21 protein-coding genes are annotated in these 22,359 nt (G+C 61.5%); 7 read left to right on the top strand and 14 right to left on the bottom strand.

What is annotated here, in order from left to right; all coding sequences use genetic code 11:
• Positions 1–319 precede the first annotated feature (319 nt).
• The 6 genes from glnT to RA20_RS21940 all read right to left on the bottom strand — a co-directional run bounded on the left by glnT (position 320) and on the right by RA20_RS21940 (position 6,391).
• Positions 320–1,651 (bottom strand): type III glutamate--ammonia ligase, encoded by a 1,332-nt coding sequence (gene glnT, locus RA20_RS21965; RefSeq protein WP_039133922.1) that lies wholly within the window; start codon positions 1,649–1,651, stop codon positions 320–322.
• A gap of 75 nt (positions 1,652–1,726) precedes the next feature.
• Positions 1,727–3,058, bottom strand: coding sequence for an FMN-binding glutamate synthase family protein (locus tag RA20_RS21960; protein ID WP_039133919.1), 1,332 nt, complete (start codon positions 3,056–3,058; stop codon positions 1,727–1,729).
• A 17-nt stretch (positions 3,059–3,075) separates the two neighbouring features.
• A complete protein-coding gene (locus RA20_RS21955) occupies positions 3,076–3,759 on the bottom strand; it encodes a GltB/FmdC/FwdC-like GXGXG domain-containing protein (protein ID WP_039133917.1) in 684 nt (227 codons plus the stop codon).
• Position 3,760: 1 nt separating this feature from the next.
• On the bottom strand, positions 3,761–4,657 hold the full coding sequence (locus RA20_RS21950) for a class II glutamine amidotransferase (RefSeq protein ID WP_039133913.1): 897 nt from the start codon (positions 4,655–4,657) through the stop codon (positions 3,761–3,763).
• A gap of 133 nt (positions 4,658–4,790) precedes the next feature.
• Complete coding sequence (locus RA20_RS21945; protein WP_039133911.1) at positions 4,791–5,006, bottom strand: hypothetical protein; 216 nt, start codon at positions 5,004–5,006, stop codon at positions 4,791–4,793.
• Positions 5,007–5,017: 11 nt separating this feature from the next.
• Positions 5,018–6,391: an ammonium transporter gene (locus RA20_RS21940; RefSeq protein WP_039133909.1), complete on the bottom strand. Its 1,374-nt coding sequence runs from the start codon at positions 6,389–6,391 to the stop codon at positions 5,018–5,020.
• A gap of 553 nt (positions 6,392–6,944) precedes the next feature.
• On the opposite strand from RA20_RS21940, the gene RA20_RS21935 reads away from it, so the two are divergent.
• The 4 genes from RA20_RS21935 to RA20_RS21920 all read left to right on the top strand — a co-directional run bounded on the left by RA20_RS21935 (position 6,945) and on the right by RA20_RS21920 (position 10,791).
• On the top strand, positions 6,945–8,090 hold the full coding sequence (locus RA20_RS21935) for an aminomethyltransferase family protein (RefSeq protein WP_039133906.1): 1,146 nt from the start codon (positions 6,945–6,947) through the stop codon (positions 8,088–8,090).
• A gap of 72 nt (positions 8,091–8,162) precedes the next feature.
• Positions 8,163–8,774 carry a dimethylamine monooxygenase subunit DmmA family protein gene (locus RA20_RS21930; protein ID WP_039133903.1) on the top strand — a complete coding sequence of 204 codons (612 nt, stop codon included), beginning with the start codon at positions 8,163–8,165 and terminating at the stop codon, positions 8,772–8,774.
• Positions 8,771–9,736 (top strand): PDR/VanB family oxidoreductase, encoded by a 966-nt coding sequence (locus tag RA20_RS21925; RefSeq protein WP_039133899.1) that lies wholly within the window; start codon positions 8,771–8,773, stop codon positions 9,734–9,736. Before RA20_RS21930 ends, RA20_RS21925 begins: the two co-directional genes overlap by 4 nt.
• 11 nt (positions 9,737–9,747) lie before the next feature.
• A complete protein-coding gene (locus tag RA20_RS21920) occupies positions 9,748–10,791 on the top strand; it encodes a heme-dependent oxidative N-demethylase family protein (protein ID WP_039133896.1) in 1,044 nt (347 codons plus the stop codon).
• 311 nt (positions 10,792–11,102) lie between these two features.
• Here the strand turns inward: RA20_RS21920 and RA20_RS21915 are convergent, their stop codons facing one another.
• From RA20_RS21915 to RA20_RS21885, 7 genes are all read right to left on the bottom strand, one after another.
• A complete protein-coding gene (locus RA20_RS21915; protein ID WP_052249126.1) occupies positions 11,103–11,759 on the bottom strand; it encodes a helix-turn-helix domain-containing protein in 657 nt (218 codons plus the stop codon).
• A 230-nt stretch (positions 11,760–11,989) separates the two neighbouring features.
• A complete protein-coding gene (locus RA20_RS21910; protein WP_241482313.1) occupies positions 11,990–12,535 on the bottom strand; it encodes a tetratricopeptide repeat-containing protein in 546 nt (181 codons plus the stop codon).
• Between the two features lie 13 nt (positions 12,536–12,548).
• Complete coding sequence (locus RA20_RS21905; RefSeq protein ID WP_039133891.1) at positions 12,549–13,256, bottom strand: ABC transporter ATP-binding protein; 708 nt, start codon at positions 13,254–13,256, stop codon at positions 12,549–12,551.
• Positions 13,246–14,013 carry an ABC transporter ATP-binding protein gene (locus RA20_RS21900; RefSeq protein WP_039133888.1) on the bottom strand — a complete coding sequence of 256 codons (768 nt, stop codon included), beginning with the start codon at positions 14,011–14,013 and terminating at the stop codon, positions 13,246–13,248. The genes RA20_RS21905 and RA20_RS21900 overlap by 11 nt, the downstream gene beginning before the upstream one ends.
• Positions 14,010–14,990, bottom strand: coding sequence for a branched-chain amino acid ABC transporter permease (locus tag RA20_RS21895; RefSeq protein ID WP_152618586.1), 981 nt, complete (start codon positions 14,988–14,990; stop codon positions 14,010–14,012). Before RA20_RS21895 ends, RA20_RS21900 begins: the two co-directional genes overlap by 4 nt.
• Positions 14,983–15,852, bottom strand: coding sequence for a branched-chain amino acid ABC transporter permease (locus tag RA20_RS21890; protein WP_039133882.1), 870 nt, complete (start codon positions 15,850–15,852; stop codon positions 14,983–14,985). The genes RA20_RS21895 and RA20_RS21890 overlap by 8 nt, the downstream gene beginning before the upstream one ends.
• A 75-nt stretch (positions 15,853–15,927) precedes the next feature.
• Entirely contained in the window at positions 15,928–17,217 is a 1,290-nt protein-coding gene (locus tag RA20_RS21885) for an ABC transporter substrate-binding protein (protein ID WP_039133879.1), read from the bottom strand.
• A gap of 479 nt (positions 17,218–17,696) precedes the next feature.
• Here RA20_RS21885 and RA20_RS21880 point away from each other — a divergent pair, with 479 nt between their 5' ends.
• Positions 17,697–18,422 carry a FadR/GntR family transcriptional regulator gene (locus RA20_RS21880; RefSeq protein ID WP_039133934.1) on the top strand — a complete coding sequence of 242 codons (726 nt, stop codon included), beginning with the start codon at positions 17,697–17,699 and terminating at the stop codon, positions 18,420–18,422.
• A gap of 6 nt (positions 18,423–18,428) precedes the next feature.
• On the opposite strand, the gene RA20_RS21875 is transcribed toward RA20_RS21880, so the two are convergent.
• Positions 18,429–19,730: an ABC transporter substrate-binding protein gene (locus tag RA20_RS21875; RefSeq protein ID WP_039133876.1), complete on the bottom strand. Its 1,302-nt coding sequence runs from the start codon at positions 19,728–19,730 to the stop codon at positions 18,429–18,431.
• A gap of 162 nt (positions 19,731–19,892) precedes the next feature.
• Here RA20_RS21875 and RA20_RS21870 point away from each other — a divergent pair, with 162 nt between their 5' ends.
• On the top strand, positions 19,893–21,239 hold the full coding sequence (locus tag RA20_RS21870) for an NAD(P)-binding domain-containing protein (RefSeq protein WP_039133873.1): 1,347 nt from the start codon (positions 19,893–19,895) through the stop codon (positions 21,237–21,239).
• Positions 21,240–21,342: 103 nt separating this feature from the next.
• The gene (locus RA20_RS21865; protein ID WP_039133870.1) at positions 21,343–22,347 is read left to right on the top strand and encodes a GlxA family transcriptional regulator; all 1,005 of its coding nucleotides are present in this window, start codon (positions 21,343–21,345) and stop codon (positions 22,345–22,347) included.
• Positions 22,348–22,359 lie beyond the last annotated feature (12 nt).

Raw genomic sequence — 22,359 nt, 5'->3', positions numbered from 1 at the left:
TCACTCTTGTAGCTCATGGCCCTCTCCCTGTTGCCATAACTTCCGCGTCACGCCCCGCTGCTGATGATCCCCGCGAGGCAAGATATATTCCTATTAATTAAATAATTTTCCTGCACGTCAACACATTCTTGCGCGGTTTTCCCTGAAAAACAGGGGGATTTTGCTGTTTCTGCCGCGGATCGGAAACAGGCGGAATTTCACCCCGGGTGAAGACGGCGCATATGCGGCAAAGCCTGCCGCAAACAAAAGAGGCCCGGGCGATGCCCGGGCCGTGCGAAGTTCAGCACGGGGGCTGAACAGGGGGAATCAGAGGCAGGGCTCAGATATCCAGCGTGTTCTCTTTCTCCCAGCGGGAGAAATGGTTCACGAAGGAGTTCCACTCCTGCTGCTTCATTTTGAGGTACGCGGCCGAGAATTCCTCGCCCATCATTGCCTTCAAACCATCGTCCTTGTCGTAGAAGCGCAGCGCATCCAGCATGTTGAGCGGCAGTTTCGGCGCATCGGTGATGGTGTGGCCTTCGGCGTACATGTCGATGTCGTGGCGCGGGCCGGGGTCGGCCTTGGAGCGGACACCGGAGAGGCCCGCGGCGATGATCACCGCCTGCAGCAGGTAGGGGTTCACCGCACCGTCAGGCAGGCGCAGCTCGAACCGGCCGGGGCCGGGCACGCGCACCATGTGGGTGCGGTTGTTGCCGGTCCAGGTCACGGTGTTCGGCGCCCAGGTCGCGCCAGACATGGTGCGCGGCGCGTTGATGCGCTTGTAGGAGTTCACCGTCGGATTGGTGATCGCCGCCAGGGCCGAGGCGTGCTTCATGATGCCGCCCAGGAACCAGCCGCCCTGCTCTGACAGGCCCAGCTCGGCAATCTGGCCTTCGCCTTTGTCAGCCGCAAAGACGTTGTTGCGGGAGTCGGCGCCCGGCGCGTCCCAGACCGAGATATGGGCGTGGCAGCCGTTACCGGTGAGGCCCTCGACCGGCTTCGGCATGAAGGTTGCGCGGTAGCCATGCTTTTCCGCCACCGATTTGGTCATGAACTTGAAGAAGCTGTGCTTGTCAGCAGTGGACAGCGCGTCGTCGAACTCCCAGTTCATCTCAAACTGGCCGTTGGCGTCCTCATGGTCGTTCTGATACGGGCCCCAGCCCAGTTCCAGCATGTAGTCGCAGATCTCGCGCACCACGTCATAGCGGCGCATCACCGCCTGCTGGTCATAGCAAGGCTTCTCGGCGGTATCGAAGGGGTCGGAGATTTCCTCCCCATCCGGGGTCAGCAGGAAGAATTCGGCTTCGATGCCGGTCTTCACATGCAGGCCTTCGTCCGCGGCCTCCTTGATCAGGCGGCGCAGCACGTTGCGCGGCGCCTGGGCCACGTCTTCGCCCTCCATGACGCAGTCAGCCGCCACCCAGGCGACCTCCGGCTTCCACGGCAGCTGGATCACCGAAGAGGGATCCGGCACCGCCAGCATGTCCGGGTGCGCCGGGGTGAGGTCAAGCCAGGTGGCAAAACCGGCAAAGCCGGCCCCGTCTTCCTGCATATCCGCGATCGCCTGCGCCGGCACCAGTTTGGCGCGCTGGCCACCGAACAAGTCGGTGAAGGAGATCATGAAGTACTTAACGCCTTTTTCTTTTGCGAAAGCAGCCAGATCTGTCGTCATGGTCCTACTTCCTTTCCCTGTTGAACGTATTTCGAAAATGGGCGCGGACCGTTGCCGGCCGCGCCCTGCTTAACTTCAGAACCCTGCCTTGCCCGGGTACCAGTCGGTGCCGGCCAGCGGCACGCGCGCCATGGCGGCGGCCTCCATGGTCAGGGCGCACAGGTCCTCGGGCTCGAGGTTGTGCAGGTGGTTGTGACCGCAGGCGCGGGCAATGGTCTGGGCTTCCAGGGTCATCACCTTGAGGTAGTTGCGCAGGCGGCGGCCGGCATCGACCGGATCGACGCGCTTCATCAGCTCGGCGTCCTGGGTGGTGATGCCCGCCGGGTCCAGACCTTCGTGCCAGTCGTCATAGGCGCCCGTAGTGGTGCCCAGCTTCTGGTACTCGCTCTCCCATTTCGGGTCGTTGTCGCCCAGCGCAATCAGTGCCGCGGTGCCGATGGCCACAGCGTCAGCGCCCAGCGCCATTGCCTTGGCCACGTCCGCACCGGTGCGGATGCCGCCGGAGACGATCAGCTGCACTTCACGGTGCACGCCCAGATCCTGCAGCGCCTGCACAGCCGGGCGGATACAGGCCAGGGTCGGCAGGCCGACATGCTCGATGAACACATCCTGGGTTGCGGCGGTGCCGCCCTGCATACCGTCCAGAACCACAACGTCGGCGCCGGCCTTCACCGCCAGGGCGGTGTCGTAATAGGGACGGGTGCCGCCCACCTTCACATAGATCGGCACCTGCCAATCGGTGATTTCGCGCAGCTCCAGGATCTTGATTTCCAAGTCATCCGGGCCGGTCCAGTCCGGGTGGCGGCAGGCGGAGCGCTGGTCGATGCCTTTCGGCAGGCAGCGCATCTCTGCAACCCGGTCCGAGATCTTCTGGCCAAGCAGCATGCCGCCGCCGCCGGGCTTGGCGCCCTGGCCGACCACAACTTCGATGGCGTCCGCTTTACGCAGGTCATCCGGGTTCATGCCGTAACGGGACGGAAGGTACTGGTAGACCAGTTTCGAGGAGTGGCCGCGCTCTTCCGGGGTCATGCCGCCGTCACCGGTGGTGGTCGAGGTGCCGGCTGCGGATGCACCGCGGCCCAGGGCCTCTTTTGCAGGACCCGACAGTGCGCCAAAGCTCATGCCGGCGATGGTGACCGGGATGTCCAGCTCAATCGGCTTTTTGGCGAAACGGGTGCCAAGGGTCACCTTGGTCTCGCATTTCTCGCGGTAGCCTTCCAGTGGGTAGCGTGAGACCGAGGCGCCGAGGAACAGCAGGTCATCGAAGTGCGGGACCCGGCGCTTGGCGCCGCCGCCGCGGATATCGTAGATCCCGGTGGCAGCCGCGCGGCGGATTTCCGCGTTGATCGGGTTGGTGAAAGTCGCCGACTGGATCGGCTCGGTACGGGGGATGTTCTTGTTATCCATGCCTTTTGATCCTGTCCTTAGTACGCTTGCGCGTTGTCGACGTCGAAGTTGTAAAGCTGGCGGGCCGAGCCGTAGCGCTTGAACTCTTCCGGCTTGGCGTCGGAGCCTGCACGTTCCAGCAGATCCTTGAGGATCTCGATGTGCTCAGGCCGCATCTCTTTCTCGATGCAGTCTGCGCCGAGGCTTTTAACCGAGCCGCGCACGAACAGGCGCGCCTCGTAGCAGCTGTCGCCCAGCGCATCGCCGGCATCGCCGCAGACAACCAGGTTGCCCGCCTGCGCCATGAAGGCGCACATGTGGCCGATGTTGCCGTGCACGACGATGTCGATGCCCTTCATCGAGATGCCGCAGCGCGAGGAGGCATTGCCCTTGATGACCAGCAGGCCGCCGTGGCCGGTGGCACCGGCGTACTGGCTGGCGTCGCCTTCGACAATCACCTGGCCGGACATCATGTTTTCCGCCACACCCGGGCCAACCGAGCCTTCGACGCGCACAGTCGCCTGCTGGTTCATGCCGGCGCAGTAGTAGCCGGTGGAGCCTTTGACGGTCACGTCAATCGGCGAGTCCAGGCCCACGGCGATCGCATGGCTGCCTTTGGGGTTCACGACTTCCCAGGCGGTCTTGTTGGTACCGCCATTCTGCTCCTGCAGGGTCGAATTCAGACCGCGCAGGCCATTTGCTTCAAGATCGTATGTCTGCATCTTAGTGGTTCCAGAAGTAAACGGTTGCGGGTTCGGGCTCCCAGACCTTGGCGTCTTCGATGCCCGGCAGGTTCACCAGCGCGCGGTATTCGGAACCGAAGGCCACATACTGGTCGGTTTCCGCCATCACGGCCGGCTTGCAGGCGATCGGGTCGCGGACCACGCCAAAGCCGTCCTTGGTGCCCACCACGAAGTTGAAGAAGCCGTCCAGGTCTTCCAGGGTGCCTTCCAGCGCCTCGCCCAGGGTAGCGCCGTTCTGCATCTTCCAGGTCAGGTAGGCCGCGCCGACTTCGGTGTCGTTCTGGCTTTCGATCCGCACCCCGTCGCGGCGCAGCTTGCGGCGCAGCGAGTTGTGGTTGGACAGCGAACCATTGTGCACCAGGCACTGGTCCGAGCCGGTCGAGAACGGGTGTGCGCCCTCGGTGGTCACGGCGGATTCGGTGGCCATACGGGTGTGGCCGATGCCGTGGGTGCCGCTCATGCCGCGCACGTCGAAACGCTCGGCGACTTTCTCGGGCAGACCCACTTCCTTGTAGATCTCAATGGTGTCGCCTGCGCTCATGACACGCATGCCGGGGCGCAGTTCGGCCAGCGCGCTGCGCGCCTCTTCAGCCTTGCCCGCGGCCACGTCCAGCACCGCATGGGTATCGATCACCCGGATCGACACATCGCTGCTCAGCGCTTCGGCCAGGGCGCCGTCCAGCCCGTCAAAGGCCTCCTCCGGCGCATCCGACTGAACGGTCAGCTTGGTGCGCCCGTCCGCTTCGGATCCGTAGATTGCAATGCCCGCACTGTCAGGACCGCGGTCCGTCATGGTGATGAGCATATCGGTGAGCATATCGCCCAGTTTTGGCTCTAGTGATTTGTCTTTCAGAAAAAGACCGACAATCCCGCACATGGGTGTGCCTCCTGCTTTTCATCTCGAATCAAGGCTAGCAGTTTGCGATCTGCCGTTCAACTCTTATGAAACTTATTTTCCCCTGAAGGAAAGAAAAGGCGCGCCGTCCGGCGCGCCTCTGGTTAGATCCGGGTCAGTATTTTTCGAGCAAGGAGTTTATTTTCTCCTTGTCCCCCATATGCTTGGCCTTCTCCAAATGCTCACCCTCGCGGACAAACTGGATCCTGTGCCAGGCAATCCAGAAGACCACCCCCAGGACAACCATGATTCCTTCTGATCCTTGGAAGGGGTAGACCGCCCCAACTTCTGCCAGATCCACAGCCCAGCTGTCGTATCCGATCGTAGACATTCCAATTCTCCTTATTCAGCCGGGACGCCGCTGCCGTTCACAGCTGCCTTGTCCGCAGCAATGATTTCGGCCTTGGCGTCTTCGTAGGCATGGTGTTCAGCGTAATCGAGGCCTTGCAGTTCAACCTCCTCCGGGATCCGCAGCACGCCGGCAGCAGCCTGCAGCTTGGAGATCACAAAGGCAGGCAGGAAGCCGAGCACGAAGAACATGATCACCGCACCGATGGTCTGGCCAACCGGGTTCACAGCAGCATAGCCTTCATACGGCGAGCTCGGTGCGCCCCACAGCAGGAAGCCGGCGATGATCAGGCCCACGATGCCGGAGTAGCCGTGCACAGCAACCGCACCAACCGCATCGTCGATCTTGAACGTGCGCTCGACCCAGTAGTGCAGCTTGTAGACGATCACGACGCCAACTGCGCCAACCAGCATCGCCTGGATCGGGTGATACAGATCGTTGCCCGCGGACGCGGTGATGATGCCCGCCAGACCGCCGGAGAAGGTCCAGAACGCATCGCCCTTGGACACCACATAGGCTGCCATCAGACCGCCGGACAGCGACATCAGGAAGTTGAAGGTGATCGCGGACAGCGAGGTGGGCGCCAGATAGATGTTGGTGGCCGTCCAGGTTTCGCCGGTTATCAGACCGCCGATTCCTTCGGGCGAGATCGCCGGGATGTTGCAGGCGGCGTAGAAGCCCCAGAAGCCCGAGTAGATCAGGAAGATCCCGATGGTCAGCATCCAGGGGTTATGCGGCGGGATATCGCGCGGAGTGCCGTCAGCGGCAAACTTGCCCAGGCGCGGACCCAGCACCATGATCACACCCAGCGCATAACCGCCGGCAATCGCGTGGATCACGCCGGACGCATAAGCATCGTGGTAGCCCAGGTATTTCACCATCCAGCCTTCGGCATGCCAGCCCCAGGCCGCGTCGATGATCCAGAACACCGAGCCGATCATCACCGCGTGCACCCACAGGGCGGACGAGCGGATGCGCTCGATCACCGCACCCGACACGATCGAGGCGGCAGTCCAGGAAAACAGCAGGAACGCCGCCCAGAACACACCGGTGATCCGGTCGGAAAGGTTGGTGCCCATGTTCTGCGACCACGGCAGATTCGCCGCGCCGGCGTCATGGTTCAGGCCTCCGAAGAAGGGGAAGCTGGGGAACGCCCAGTAGATCCACCATCCGAAGAAGAAGAAAGTCACCGTGACCAGCGGAATGATCATGATGTTTTTCATAAGTGTGTGCATGTGGTTGCGGTGGCGGCTGGCGCCGACCTCATACATGCAGAACCCCACGTGAATGAGGAACATGAAGACAACGGTCACCCAGTAGTAGAACTCGGTGAACACCGTTGTTAACGCGTTCAGATTTCCATCCAATGTTTTGCCCTCCTGTTGGCAGTGTTCCCGGGCATTTTTTGCCTCTTGGGAATATTATTTTCCTTTATTATTGGTTCCCCGGGGGCTGAGCTGTCAATCTTCATGTGAAAATTTGTTCACTTGCAGGGAAACTTCCGCCGCATCTGCATGTGTATTTTGTCGCTTTTGAAGCCTGGTAAGCCACGAACATCCAAGGACTTAGCCCGCTTTGGCTTGAACCGGTTCCAGACGACAGCGGCCCGGGCTCGTCAGCGTCAAACCCATGACAGAGCTGCGGTTTTGCGACGGAATCACGCGAATCTCCGGCACCTCCGCGCCTGATTCTCAGCCGAAACGGGTTGATCCGCAGCTGTCGCAACCAGAAGAAAACAGCCAAGAAAGACCGTTTCAGGCCAATTCATGCCGCAAACCCGTTCGAAATCGGCATTTTAAGCGAAATATTTTTCCTGTTAGGAATAATCATTGACATCCAGCCCCCTCTCTTGGCTAACTGGACCAGACCAATGGAACCAAATCAAGAATTTTGGTCCGCACCAATAGGGAGAAACGCAAAATGGCCATCATCTGGCGGACTTCAGCACTGGCGCAGCGCCACAGGGAAATCGGCGGCGAGCTGGAAGATTGGAACGGTATGGGAACCGCCTGGTTCTATGACCACACCCCGGAGCGCGCCAAAGCCGACTATGAGGCGATCCGCACCAAAGCAGGCCTGATGGATGTTTCCGGCCTGAAGAAAGTCCACGTCGTGGGCGAGCACGCCGCGCAGGTCATCGACCGGGTCACCACCCGCAACGTCGAAAAGATCATGCCGGGCCGCTCCACCTATGCCTCGATCCTGAATGACCAGGGCAAGTTCGTGGACGACTGCATCATCTACCGCCTGTCAGTGAACAGCTGGATGGTTGTGCATGGCACCGGCACCGGTATGGAGCAGTTGAACACGGTTGCAGCCGGCAAGAACTGCTCGGTGATCTTCGACGACAACCTGCACGATATGTCGCTGCAGGGGCCGGTTGCAGTAGATTTCCTGGCTGAATACGTGCCCGGCATCCGCGATCTGGCTTACTTCGGCATCATCCAGACCAAGCTGTTCGGCTGCCCGGTAATGATCTCGCGCACCGGTTATACCGGCGAGCGCGGTTATGAGATCTTCTGCCAGGCCAAAGATGCAGTACACGTCTGGGACAGCATCCTGGACAAGGGCAAGGACATGGGCATCGTGCCGGTGCAGTTCTCCACCCTCGACCTGCTGCGCACCGAAAGCTACCTGCTGTTCTACCCGGGCGACAACTCCGAGACCTATCCGTTCGACGATGAGACCTGCGGCGACACGCTGTGGGAGCTGGGCCTCGAGTTCACCGTCTCCCCGGGCAAAACCGGCTTCATCGGTGCCGAGAACCACTATGCTGCCGAAGGCAAGGAGCGGTTCAAGATCTACGGCGTCATGCTGGAGGGCACCACCCCGGCGGATGAAGGCGCGGACCTGCTGCAAAACGGCGAAAAGGTCGGCGTGGTCACCTACGGCATGTACTCCGACGTGAACAAGCACAACGTGGGCATCGCGCGGATGCCGGTGGCCTGCGCCAAGCCGGGCACCGAGCTGACCGTCCGCAACAGCGACGGCACCGAAATCGCCGCCACCGCCGAAGAGATGCCCTTCTACGACAAGGACAAATCGATCCGCACCGCAAAGGGCTGATCCGGATCCCGGGCGTCTCCATCCCGGAGGCGCCCGCTTTCGTTCACCCGGACTGCAGGAAAAGCGACCCACATGTCTAAGACCGTATTCCCCCCTTCCATCAAAAGCCGCCCCGTCTACGGCGAGCTTGAAGCCCGCGCCGGCAGCGGCCACCTGATGATTGCCGACGCCGAAGGCGCCGAGGCGATCCTTGATCTGGCCAAATCCGCCGACGCGGCGTTCTGGGCCAAAGCCCATATCATCTACATCCCCAAGGACACCGGCAGAAAATACAGCAGTCAGCTGGAAGAGCTGGGCGCAGGCCAGTATTACGCGGGCCCTTCCTATGAGGCCGCGCAAAGCCGCATCCGCCGCGCCCTTCTGGACTGCCACATGGGCACCCAAGTCTATCTGACCGGCACCGAAAGCCTGATGGGCCAGGCCATGGCCGAGGCCACCGCCGCCGGCATCCCCCATACCGCGATTCAGACCGAGCACCGCGGCTCCACCGCGCGGCGCATGCAATGCGTGCACTGCAAGGGCATCACCGAGGACGTCACCACCGACCCGTTTGAATGCAGCCATTGCGGCCTCAGCCTGTTCGTGCGCGATCACTATTCGCGCCGCCTCGCCGCCTTCCAGGGCGTGCGGGTGGATGCCGAAGATCCGGGCAATATCCCCGAGAAAGTGGAGCTGTTCAAATGAGTGCTGGCACCGCAAAACTGAATGTCACCGTGGCTGAGGTCAAACCGATCAACGATCTCGTCACCCGGTTCAAATTCGTCCGCACCGGCGGCGGCGACCTGCCCACGTTCTCGGGCGGCGCCCATACCGTGGTGGAAATGCAGGACGGCGATATCACCCGCCTGAATGCCTATTCGCTGATGTCCGACCCGGCTGACCGCGGCGCCTACATGATCTCGGTGCGCCGCGACGATGAAGGCCGCGGCGGCTCCAAATTCATGCATTCCCAGGTAAAAGAGGGCATGGAGATGGTGATCTCCAATCCGGTGAACCTGTTTTCGCTGGACCTGCGCGCCAAGAAGCACCTGATGCTGGCCGGCGGCATCGGCATCACGCCGTTTATCGCCCAGATGCACCAGCTCTCGATGATGGGCGGCCAGTTTGAGCTGCACTATTCGGTCCGCAACGCCTCGCTCGGCACCTACGCCGAGGACCTGGAGGCGAAGTATCCGGGCAAGGTGAACATCTATCACGATGACCAGGGCGAAGCGATCGACCTCAGCACCCTGCTTGCCACCCAGCCGCTTGGCACGCATGTCTATGTCTGCGGCCCCAAAGGCATGATTGAATGGGTGCATGGCACGTCGGAGGACATGGGCTGGCCGCGCGAGGCCGTGCATTCCGAGGAATTCCTGGCGCCTGCTTCCGGCAAGCCGTTCGAAGTGAAATGCGCTGTTTCCAACAAGGTGGTACAGGTCGGCGAGCATCAGTCGCTGCTGGAAGCCCTGGAAGCGGCGGGCATCGACGCCCCCTACCTTTGCCGCGGCGGCGCCTGCGGACAGTGCGAGACCAACGTCATCGGCTACGACGGCAAATTCCTGCACTACGACCACTGGCTGACCGACGAGCAGAAGGCAGGCGGCAAGCACATCATGCCCTGCGTTTCACGCTTTGAAGGCAAAACCCTGGTCCTGGACCGCTGAGGGAGACAGATATGACGATCCAATTCAACGACGAAACCTTCCACGGCGACTTCACCTTCAAGAACTCGGACTGGGCGATCAAACGCTTCCCCTTCCCGTTCCACGAAGACAGCTACATGTACTCGGTGAACATGGAGCCGCACACATCCTACCGGCCCGGCTCGGTGTTTGAACGCACCTTCGACGTGGACGAGCACTATGTCGCGGAAATGAAAGACCGGGCACGCGTCCTGGCCAACGACCCGCTGCGCTGCCAGTCGCTTCCGCATATGACGCTGGCCGGCTGGGATCTGGTCGAACTGATCATGGAAGCCAAGGCGCGCGAGTACCCGGACCTGTTTGAACTGCACAAGGACGGCAACCGCTGGCGCTGGATCAACAAGCCGCTGGGCATCGACGACACCTTCACCTTCCTCGATGAAAGCACCCTGCCCTACGGGCCGATGGAATACATCACCCGCCAGACCCAGGGCGATTTCGCGGTGCTGGACCAGCGTGACGACAACCTGTGGATGGATGCCGGCATGGTCACCACCCAGGCCGACTGGTCGCTGGACTTCGACATCGGCATGAACTTCTTTGAATGGCACGCGCCAGTGCCTAAAGCGCATGAAATGGGCATCTTTGTGCGCGCGCTGAAGTTCCTGCTGAACATCCAGCAGGGCCAGCCGGCCCGCCGCCTGAACTGGACCATGACGGTCAACCCGCTGCTGGATACCTCGCCCGAGAACTACCACAAATGGGGTGTGATGAAGCAGGGCCTGACGATGGAGAACATCGGCGAGAAGCAGCACCTGCGGGTCGAGCTGCAGACCTTCTTCCGCCTGCCGCGCTCCAACGCGCTGGTGTTCCCGATCCGCTGCTACCTGATCAGCTTCAACGATCTAGTGACAGTGCCGAAATGGGGCCGCCGCCTGCACCGGGTGATCCGCGACCTGCCCGAGGAACTGGCCACCTACAAGGGCTTCATCGACAACCGCCCGCTGATGGTGGAGTGGCTCTCGCAATATGACGACGGCAGCCCGACCTCGGACGGTATCTGGCCCGACGATTGATCCCGAGCGGACCTGGCGGGCCGTCCCTACCCCCTGTCACTTAGGCCCGCCTTACTGACTGCCGTTGCTTCGCGCTCCGGCAGTTTCTTTTTTACCTATAGGGGGGGGTGCTCCCGCCCCTGCATCAGACGGCTGGCTGCGCCTGCCCCCTGTGCAGCGTTGGGCCGGGCAGCGCGCTTCGCGCGCTGCAGGCGGCAGATAGCAAGCTTAAGGCAATACACGACCGCGCCGCGCACCGCGCGGCGCTACGCCCAACTGCGCAAGGACATCTTCAGATGTTCTTCAAGCAGGCGGGAGCTTCCCGCCATATCTCAGCTCGACTGCGGATATGAGATGATCGACAGATAGCGTGCAGGCAGCTTCACCAGCCCTTCGGGCCCATGCGGCGCATCAGCGTCAAAAAACAGCGTATCCCCGGCCTTCAGGGAAAACACCTTGTCGCCATGCCGGTAGTCGACCTCGCCTTCCAGCATGTAAAGCATCTCGATGCCGTCATGCTGGAAGGTCGGAAAGACATCCGACTCTTCGGTCAGGGTAATCATATAGGGTTCGACAACAACGCCCGACGCATTCGCGCCCAGGTGCCCCAGCAGCTGGTACTGATGCCCGGCCCGCGTGCCTGCGCGCTCAGTCTCCACCCCCTCGCCCGACCTGGTATGCACCGCCTCGCGGGTTTCCTCAAACCGGCGGAAGAAAGACGTGATCGGCACGCTCAAAGCATTGGCCAGCAGCTGCAGCGTTGTCAGCGACGGCGAGGTGTTGCCGTTCTCGATCTTCGAGAGCATCCCGATCGACAATCCGGTCAGATTGGCCAGGTCCGCCACTGTAATCCCCTGCTGACGCCGGAACGAGCGGACCTCGCGGCCGATGGCCACTTCCAGAACTTTTTCCGAGCCATCCCGGACTCGATGCGGATCTTGCGAAAGATTGTTGGCCACTGCGTCGGTATCGTCTTTGGGTTTTGCCACTGTGTTATCTTCCTTATGGACAGCCTCTGACAAGCGCGCAGCGGGGATTACGCAAAAACTTTTACGGCCGCAAGAAACCACGCGAAAATTATTTTACTGCCATTACCAGTTTTTCCCAAGCCCTCACCGTCACAGGAAAGAAAATTGTTGCCCCGCCGCTCCAGCCCGGAACATTGAAACCCGGGGCCGAGGACCCCGGGCCTGCACCAGCTGCCGCAAAACGCAGCGTCTCAGTCATCCAGCAGCAGCAGACAGGCCCCGAGCACCTTGCGGGTGCCATCAAACACCACCGGCTTCTCGCCGCGCCACCGGCTGGCATGACGGTGGCCCACGGGCCAGCCGGACGTCAGGCTGCGCAGGGTCTCTTCCGTTTCAGAAGCAATCGCACCGATCCTGATTTTGAGATTGCCGTGGTAGGTTTCCCGGTGCAGCGCCTCCATACGCAAATGAAACAGCGACGAGCGGCTGCGCGGAGCGATAAACATCTCCGCCACTTGCTCCGAGGCGCCGCTCCAAACCCGCAACGCGCGGGCTTGCAGCTTCTCAGCCTCCTCCAGCGCCCCCGAGCGGAACGCCAGCACCGCCAGATTGGCGGGGGCTGTGGCCTGCCGCAAGTCTGCGCCAGGAAAGGCAATCCGCGCCAGCAGGCCAGCCAGCCGGAACAGGCGCATCGCCTTTCGTACATGCCCCGCCGCAGCCTCTGCCAGCGCCCGCTCCATCAACCGCTCCCAGATCAGGTCGGCGCGGGACCAGCCAGCCGCGCGCGCCACCTTCATTTCCGTGTCCCGCTTAAAGCCCCAGATACGCGGCGCGGACGTGTTCGTTTCCGTGAAGCTCATCTGCAGGTCCCTCCATTGCTGCATTTCCGGTTTCCAGGACATAGGCGTAGTCAGCCAGTTCCAGCGCCAGCTCGGCATTCTGCTCGACCAAGACGACCGACAGCCCGTTGGCGTTGATCTCCTCAACGATCTGGGCGATTTCCTCGACAATCACCGGCGCCAGCCCCATCGAGGGTTCATCCATCAAGAGAAGCCGCGGCTTGGACATCAGCGCGCGGCCGATGGCCAGCATCTGCTGTTCGCCGCCCGACATCGTCTTGGCCATCTGGGTGCGCCGTTCGCGCAGCCGCGGGAAGCGGGTGAAGACATCTTCCAGGTCCTCCTCCACCGCGTCCTTGTCCTTGCGCAGAAACGCCCCGGTGCGCAGGTTTTCCTCGACCGTCATGTCGGGGAAAATCCGCCGCCCTTCCGGCACATGGGCGATACCGTTGGCCACCACCTTATACGCGGGCAGATGGTCGATCCGCTTGCCCTCGAAGGTGATTTCGCCCGCAGTGATCGGCAGCATCCCCGACATCGCCCGCAGCGTAGTGGTCTTGCCCGCGCCGTTGCCGCCGATGATGGTGACGATCTTGCCCTCCGGCACCGCAACCGAGATGTTCCGGATTGCGTTGATCTTGCCGTAGTTGACGGCGATGTTCTTCATCTCAAGCAACATGGCGCGCGCCTCCCAGGTAAGCCTCGATCACCGCCGGATGGTTGCGGATCTCATGCGGGCCGCCTTCAGCCAGGAATTTGCCAAAACTCATGCAGGTGATGTTGTCGCACAGCCCCATGATCGCCTGCATGTCATGCTCGACGATCAGGATGGTGATCCCGTCGGCCTTAAGCCGCTCCATCAGATCCATCATCTGCCGCGTCTCTTCCGGGTTCATACCGGTGAACGGCTCGTCCAGCAGGACCACATCCGGGTGGCTGGCATAAGCCACCGCCATGCCCAGTGCCCGCTGATGCCCATGGGACAGATCACCCGCCCGCTCGTGCATCACGTGATCCAGGCCAAAGAACTCCAATGCTTCCTTGGCACGCGCCTCGGCGCCGCTGCGGTCCTCCTTGTCCCAGCCGATGATCGCGGCAAAGATGTTGGGGCGGAACGGCATATGGGTGCCGACCAGCGCATTCTCCAGCACGGTCAGTTCGGCAAACAGAGTGGAATGCTGGAACGTCCGCACAACTCCGCGCCGGGCCACCTCATGCATCTGCAGGCCGGATATATCCTCGCCCCGCAGCAGCACCTGCCCCGAGGTCGGCGTGTAAAAGCCTGAGATCATGTTGAACGTTGTGGTCTTGCCCGCTCCGTTCGGACCTATCAGACCATGGATCGAGCCATGCGCCACCTTGAACGACAGGCTGTCTACTGCCACCAGGCCGCCAAACCGCATGGTCAGGTCTTTGACTTCGAGAAAATCGGTCATTCTGCCGGGCTCCGTTCCGGCGCGCCGTTCGAGGCACGTCTTTGAGTGAATTTCTGCACGATGCTTTCCAACCCATTGGGCAGGAACAGGATCGACAGGATCATGATGGCGCCATAGATCAGCGGCCGCATCTGCTCGAGCCCCAGCTCGCGCAGCACAACCTCGTTGATGACGGTCAGCACCACACAGCCCAGGATCGGCCCATAAAAGGTCGCGGTGCCGCCGACAATTGCCCAGGTCAGCACGAAGACCATCAGGTCGATGTCAAAGGCGTTGGGATTGATGGTGCCCACGTAATGCGCCAGCAGCGCGCCGGAAATGCCGGCAAAGCCCGAGGCAATGGCAAAGGCCAGCGTCCGGTAGGCCCGCACATTCACCCCCGAGGCCTGCGCCAGCTTGTCCTGCCAATGCACCGCATGGAAGGTGAGGCCAACCGGCGACTTCTCGATCCGCCACAGGATCCACAGGCAAACCGCCACAACAACGCCTGCAAAGTAGTAGTAGGAGGTCGGCTCGAAGAAATCGAACTGATAGAAGCCAACCGAGAAATCCGGCATCGGGTCGATCCCCTTGATCCCCTTCGCGCCGCCAAAGGGATCGCGGAACCGCTTCCACAGCAGGCGGATGATTTCGCCGGCGGCAAAAGAGCCGATCAGAAAATAGAACCCCTTCATCCGGAACAGCGGGAAGGACAGCAGCACCGCAATCAATGCGGCAAAGACCCCGCCCAGCAGCATTGACACCGGCACGTAAACACCCAGCTTCTTGGTCAGCAGAGCCGAGCTATAAGCCCCCACCCCCATGATCACCACATGCCCCAGCGACCACTCGCCGGTCAGCGTCAGCAGCCGGTAGCTCGCTACCAGCAGCACATTGATGGTCAGGAACACCAGGATTTCCTGCTGCGAGAAGCTGAGCCCATGCGGCAGGGCGATCAGCGCGGCCAGCGCCGCGATCCAAATCAGGAACTTAGGCACGGTCCGCACTCCCAAACAATCCAGTCGGCTTCACGATCAGCACCAGCAGCATCAGCGACAGCCCGACGATGTCGGCCAGCACGCCGTCCCAGAAGGTGGTCACAAATGTATGCACCAGCGCATAGGCAACCGAGGCGACGATGGCGCCCTCCAGCGAGCCGACCCCGCCGACGATGATGACGATAAAGGCGGTGACAATCACCGAATGGCCCATATGCGGGTTGACCGAGACCAGCGGCGCGGTCAGGGCCCCGGCAATCCCAGCCAGACCCGCACCGATGAACATGGCAATCCGCGCGGTTTGGGTGATTGATATCCCCTGCAGCGCCGCAGCCTCCGGGTCCTGCGCCGAGGCGCGCAAAGCCCAGCCGAATTTGGTGCGTTTCAAAAAGTACCAAAGCGCCGACAGAAGCACGATGGCGGCGATGATCACATAAAGCCGCGCCACCGGCAGCCGTACTTTCTCGGAGAACGCAATCACCTCCTGCGTGACCGGCGGGATATGCACCATCCGCACGCCAAATCCCATCACCGCCAGCGCCTGCAGGATCATCAGGAACCCGATCGAAGCCACCAGGCCGCCCAAGGGGTTGTCCTTCAACGGCCGGAACAGCGCCCTCTCCATCAGCAGGCCCAGGCAGCCGACAAACAGGAGCCCCGCCGCCACGGCCAGAAAGAACGGCACATTTAGCCCGGCATACAGCGCCACAATCGCATAGGCGCCCGCCATGAACAGTTCGCCATGGGCAAAGTTGATCACCCCCATGACACCGAAAATCAGCACAAGCCCCACAGCAACAAGGGAAATATAGCTCGCAGCATACACGGCGTTGAGGCCGGTCTGCGCCAGAAGGTCCAGCATTGGATTGTCTCTTTTTTCAGTCGGTCCCGCGGCGCGGAAACTTGCCCCGCACCGCCTGATTGCCTGCCTGAAAGGTCAGCTGCGCTGATCCCACATCTGGTCATAGGCTTGCATATGCTTGACCAGCAGGTCGCCATGCTTGGCGTACCAGTCCGGGATCGAGCGGAACTCCTTGATCGTGGCCTTGCCGCCCTCGATCGCCACCACCGGCCAGTCGCCGACCAGCGCATTGTCGATGCCAAACAGCTCGGTACCCCACCAGTCGGCATCGCCAAAGGCGTGCTTGCCCTTGCCCTCTTTCATTGCCGCGGCCACCGCATCCGGGCTGGCCGATCCGGCTTTCTCGGCCGCCGCCTTCCACAGATCCATGATCGAGGCATATTCCCAGCTCACCGCGCCCCATTGGCCCGGGTGCCGCTTATTGAACTCGGCATAGAAACCATTGGGATCGGTGAAATTGATGTTATCGCCGTTCAGCGCCGGATCGTCGAAATCCGGGAACTGGAAGACAAAGCCCTCCATGAACTCTTCCGAGGTCTTGGCGATCATCTGGTCATAGAAATCCGCTGTGCAGGAGATGATCTGCCCCTTGAACCCCTGCTGGAACAGCTGCTCGGCAATCGGGTGCACATAGTCGCTGTAGCAGGTGTCCAGACAGACGATATCCGGGTTCTTGCTGATCAGCCGGGTCACAACCGGTGCAAAATCCGTGGTCGCCGGGTCAAACAGCAGCGGCGCGTCCAGCATCTCGATACCCGCTGCCTCAAAGGCCGCCAAATAGGTCGCGACCGAGGGCAGCCCCAGCGCGTCGTCCTGCGCGCACATCACCGCGGTTTTCAGTTCCGGCCTGTTCTCGGCCAGCCACTCCACGCCGGTCACATTGTAGATCGGATGCACCTCGGCCGGCGCAATCAGCGTATTTGTATCCGGCGACAGGTCCGACGGCAGCAGGGTTGAAAACAGCATGCCGGTCTTGTCCGCCACCGGCTGCACCCCTGGCCAGGTGTCGCCGCCCAGCATCATGATGAAGCTGACACCGTCTTCGCGGATCAGCTTGGTGGCGCCGGTGCGCGCCTTGGCCGGGTCGTATTCGTTATCATAGGCCACGAACTCGACATTGTGGCTGCCATCGCCCAGCTTGATGCCGCCCGCGGCATTCACCCTCTCGGCCCAGATCTCGCAGCCGTCCAGCCCGGGCTTGCCCCAGGCCGCCACCGCGCCGGTCAAAGGCGCCAGAAAGCCGATCTTGATGGTGCTGCCCGCCGCCAGTGACGTGCCCGGCAGCCCGGCGCTCATCGCGGCAGCCGCCGTCGAATGAAGGAACGTCCTCCGGGTCAGCCCCGATTTCACGATCTTGGAAATCATCTTCTTCTCCCATGTTGGACCCGCCTGTTTGTTTTTGCGGCGGTGTGTTCTGCGGGATGAGGCCCTCCTGCGGGACCCGCGGGTTCAGGCCAACGCCACTGAACCAGTTGATCCAAATTGGACCCACCCTGGATCAAGGCTGGCAGCGAGATGGTTCACCGTCAAGAAATTTTCTTTCACTTTCAGGACCGAAAAGGCACCAAAATCAGACCACAGCTGCGCAAATGCGGCAATAAGCACATTAAAAACGGCATTAAAACATACCCTTACCGCTCACCTTAACAAATCAACCAGAAAGCCAATTTCTGAACCAATTTCCTCAACTTTCTTGCTGTCTGGCGCAGAAACCGGTAGGCTGAAAGCCAATCACAGCTGCGTCAGATGGTTGCAAAATGGCCTCCAAAGCCGGTATTGGCACCCCTGTTGCAGTGATCAGGAGCAGGGGATTCTCCCGCTCAGCCGGCCGGGAAAACCAGATTATGAGCTCAGCGGAAGAAACCACGTCGCAGATCCTGACCACCCATTCGGTGGGCGCCACCGTGCAGGTGGTGATTGACACTTTGTTTGCCCGCATCAAATCCGGCACATACCCGGTCGACACCCGGCTGCCATCCGAGCGCACCCTGGCGTCCGAGCTCGGCGTTGCCCGCAATACTGTACGCGAGGCACTGGATGTTCTGGCTGCGCAAAACGTGATCCACCGCCGCCCGGGTTCTGGCAGTTTCGTGAAATTCCGCTCCGATCCCAAGCCCGAGACGTCTTATTCCACCTTGGCCAAGGAAGTCTCACCGCTGGACCACCTGGTGGTGCGCGGAATTCTGGAACCGGAGCTGATCCGCCTCGCCGTTATCAACATGACGCCGCGCCAGATCGAAGAGCTGGACGAAATCCTCTCCCGCATCGAAGCCGTGCGCACCGACACGGATGCGTTCATCGAGGCTGAGGAGGATCTCTACCGCAAGATCGCCGAGGGTTCCGGCAACCCGCTGCTGCACTCCTGCTACGAGCTGACGATCGAGGCCTGCCGCCTGTCCTACCGCACCGCCCTGCGCCGCCGCCACCTGACGCCGCAGCGGATGCAGGACTACCAGAAGCGCTACAACACGCTGTTCAACGCCATCGCCTCGCGCGATGTGGAATCGGCGGTGGAATTCATCAAGCTGCACCTGATCGACGAGCAGAAACTGCTGCTGCAGGAAGTCTGAGCCGGATTAACCCAGGACCGCCCGCGCGCTGGCCTCATTGCCGGGCGCCGCGCTTTCCAGCCGCTGGTGCCACAGCTGCCCCAGTGCCGCCATTTCCGCCTTCAGAAGGTTGGAATGCTGCGCCAGCCAGCCCGGGATGGAGCCGAACCCGGCAATCCGCGCCTTGCCTTCCTGGATGGTCACCACCGGCCAATCCCCCACCAAAGCGTTTGAAATGCCGAAGATTTCCTCGCCCCACCATTCCGCGTGGCCAAAGGCGTGGGTGACATGACCCAGCTGTTTCATCGCTGCCAGAACCGACGGGGACTCGACCGAGCCCGCCTTTTCCACCGCGCTGTGCCAGATATCGAGGATCGCCACATATTCCCAGCTCACCGCGGACCAGGTTCCTGGGAAGCGGCGGTTGTATTCTTCATAGAACGTGTGGGGCTGATTGAAGAAGAACGCTTTCTCCCGCAGCAGCGGATCGTCAAAGTCCGGGAACTGGAACAGAACCCCCTCCATGAATTCTTCCGAGGTCTTCTCCACCAGCTTGCCGTAGCCATCCATGGTGCAGCTGATGATCTGCCCCTTGAACCCTTTGGCATAGGCGTATTCGGTCATCGCATGCACCATCGGTGTGTAGGATGAGCACCAGCACAGGATATCGGCGCCGCTTTCCAGCATCGGATCCACCACCGGCCCTGGGTCCATTGAGCATGCATCATACTGCACTTCCCTCAGGATCTTCTTGCCCGCCGCTTTGAACGCCGCCCGGTAAACCGCCTGCGTCGGCAGCCCCAGCAGGTCCATCTGACTGCACAAAGCGACGGTTTTCAGCTCCGGCCGGTTCTCGGCCAGCCAGGCGACGCCGGTCACATTCTGGATCGGGTGCGCTTCACTGGGCGCGATAAGATAGGGCGTATCCGGCGACAGATCGGTGGGCAGCAGGGTCGAGGTCAGCACCTTGTTGCGCATCAGGAAGTCCTGCACCGGGGCGAATGTGTCTCCGCCCAGCATCAGCATCAGCTTAACGTTATGCTTCTGTACCAGTTCCACCGCGCCTTCCAGCGCCCGGTCAGGGTTGTAGCCGCAATCGTAGGAATGGATTCGAATCGGGTATCGGCGGCCGCCAACCAGCACCCCGCCGGCCTTGTTCAGCCCGTCCTCCCAGATCCGGCAACCGTTCAATCCGGGCAGCCCCCAGCTCTCCACCCGCCCTGAAAGCGGGCCTAAAAAGCCTATATTCACTGATTCTGTCATCCCTACGGACAACCGGGGCAGCGCCGCGCGCGCGGTCAGTTGATGCGCAAAACTCGTCGTCTTCATGGTTTGAATCCTAACAATAATTTTGCGCGCTTCCAGTCCAATTGAGAAGAATCTTATTCCTCCAATGAAAATTGGTTGACTTACCGGCGCAAATTTGGACCTATTTGGATCAGACCAAATGAACCAAATAAATACATTGGTCTGAACCAATGGGAGAGCCACATGACCAAGAAACGCATTGCCATCATCGGCGCCGGCCCCTCCGGCCTGGCGCAGCTGCGTGCATTCCAGTCCGCCGCCAACAAAGGGGAAGAGATCCCCGAGATCGTCTGCTTCGAGAAGCAGGACAACTGGGGCGGCCTGTGGAATTACACCTGGCGCACCGGCCTGGATGAAAACGGCGAACCGGTGCACTGCTCGATGTACCGCTACCTGTGGTCCAACGGCCCCAAGGAGGGCCTGGAATTTGCCGACTATTCCTTCGAGGAGCATTTCGGCAAGCAGATCGCATCCTACCCGCCGCGCGCCGTGCTGTTCGACTACATCGAAGGCCGGGTGAAAAAGGCCAACGTGCGCAAGTGGATCCGCTTCAACTCAGCCATCCGCTGGGTGGAGTACAACGAGGGCGCGGGCAATTTCACCATCACCGTCCATGACCACTCCAAGGACAGCACCTACAAGGAAGATTTCGACCACGTGATCTGCGCCTCGGGCCACTTCTCGACCCCGAACGTGCCGTTCTACCCCGGCTTCGACACCTTCAACGGCCGCGTGCTGCACGCCCATGACTTCCGCGACGCCCGCGAATTCGCCGGCAAGGACATCCTGATCCTCGGCGCCTCCTACTCGGCCGAAGACATCGGCTCCCAGTGCTGGAAATACGGCGCCAAATCGATCACCACCTCCTACCGTAGCGAGCCGATGGGCTTCAAATGGCCGGAGAACTGGGACGAAGTGCCCGCGCTGGAGTCGGTCAGCGGCAACACCGCCACCTTTGCCGATGGCACCCAGAAAGAGGTCGACGCAATCATCCTCTGCACCGGCTACAAGCACTACTTCAACTTCCTGCCGGACGATCTGCGCCTGAAGACCGCCAACCGCCTGGCCACTGCCGACCTCTACAAAGGCGTGGTCTATGCCCATAACCCCAAGATGTTCTATCTGGGCATGCAGGACCAGTGGTTCACCTTCAACATGTTCGACGCGCAGGCCTGGTGGGTCCGCGATGCGATCATGGGCAAGATCGAGATCCCGGCAGACAAAGAGACCCTGCTGGCCGACGTCAAAGAGCGCGAAGAGCGCGAAGAAGCCTCACCGGACGTCAAATACGCGATCAAATACCAGGGCGACTATGTGCTGGAGCTGATCGAAGAGACCGACTACCCTACCTTCGACGTGGCCGGCGCCTGCCAGGCCTTCTACGAGTGGAAGGGGCACAAGGCGGAGGACATCATGGCCTTCCGCAACAACTCCTACAAATCGGTCATCACCGGCACCATGGCGCCCGTGCACCACACCCCGTGGAAGGACGCCCTGGACGACACCCTCGAAGTTTATCTGCAGAACTAGGGACCCGTCCCCGGCAGATCGCCTGCGCCGTTTTCCTTCCTGTACGGCGCAGGCACCCCTTCGCTGCTGTGCGAATCCTCATTCGCAAGCTAAACTCCACCTCATGCAGCGCGGCAATAACATGACTCTCGGCTTCCTGATTTTTCCCGGCTTTCCAATGGCCTGCCTGACCTCGGCCATCGAACCCCTGCGTGCGGCAAATGAAATTGCCGGCACCGAAACCTTCCGATGGAAACTTGTGTCCGAGGCCGGCGCCAGCGTGAATGCCTCCGCCAATGTGGCTTTCCAGCCGGACTGCTCGCTGGATCAGGCCGAAGAGATCGACACCCTGTTCCTGCTGTCCAGCCCGCAAGGCAAGTTCGACGACCCCAAGGCCTCCAACGGCAAGCTGCGCCACCTGGCCCGCCACGGCACCAAGATGGGCGCCGTATCAGGCGGGGTGTTCCCGCTGGCCCGTTCCGGCCTGCTGGACGGCCACAGCTGCTCGGTACACTGGTGCTACAAGGCCGCTTTCACCGCCGAGTTCCCCTCACTGGCCACCGTTGACGACGTGATCGTGCTGGACCGCCGCCGGTACACCGCCAGCGGCGCCGCGGCGATGTTCGACCTGTCATTGAAGCTGATCGAACAGGCCCTGGGCGATGCGGTGATGACCGAGGTCGCCTGCTGGTTCCAGCATCCGATGGTCCGCGCCGAGGGCGTGCGCCAGAAGATCCCCGCCTTCAAGACCGACAGCACCGCCGACAGCCTGCCGCCACCGGTCGCCAAGGCTGTTGAGCTCTTTGCCGACAATCTGGAACACCCGGTTTCGATCCGCGATGCCGCCAGCACAATCGGCGTCTCGCCGCGCCAGCTGGAGCGCAGCTTCAAGTCCGCCACCGGCCAAAGCCCGGCGATCTACTACCGCACCCTGCGGATGAACGCGGCGCGGCAGCTGGTGATGTACTCCCGCGACTCGATCACCTCGATCGCCAACGCGGTGGGCTACGCCACCTCCTCGACCCTGTCGCAGCACTACCGCGAAAGCTTCGGCGTCACCCCGCAGGAGGAACGCCGCAAGGTGAACCTGTTCCGGGTCCAGGACAACCGGCCGATCCCCTCGGCCTGAAGTTCCAGCCTG

It is taken from the genome of Leisingera sp. ANG-Vp (genome assembly GCF_000813725.1).
In the GTDB taxonomy this organism is placed as follows: domain Bacteria; phylum Pseudomonadota; class Alphaproteobacteria; order Rhodobacterales; family Rhodobacteraceae; genus Leisingera.
The sequence above is the reverse complement of the archived record's forward strand: the minus strand, read 5'-3'. Positions and strand labels throughout refer to the sequence as shown.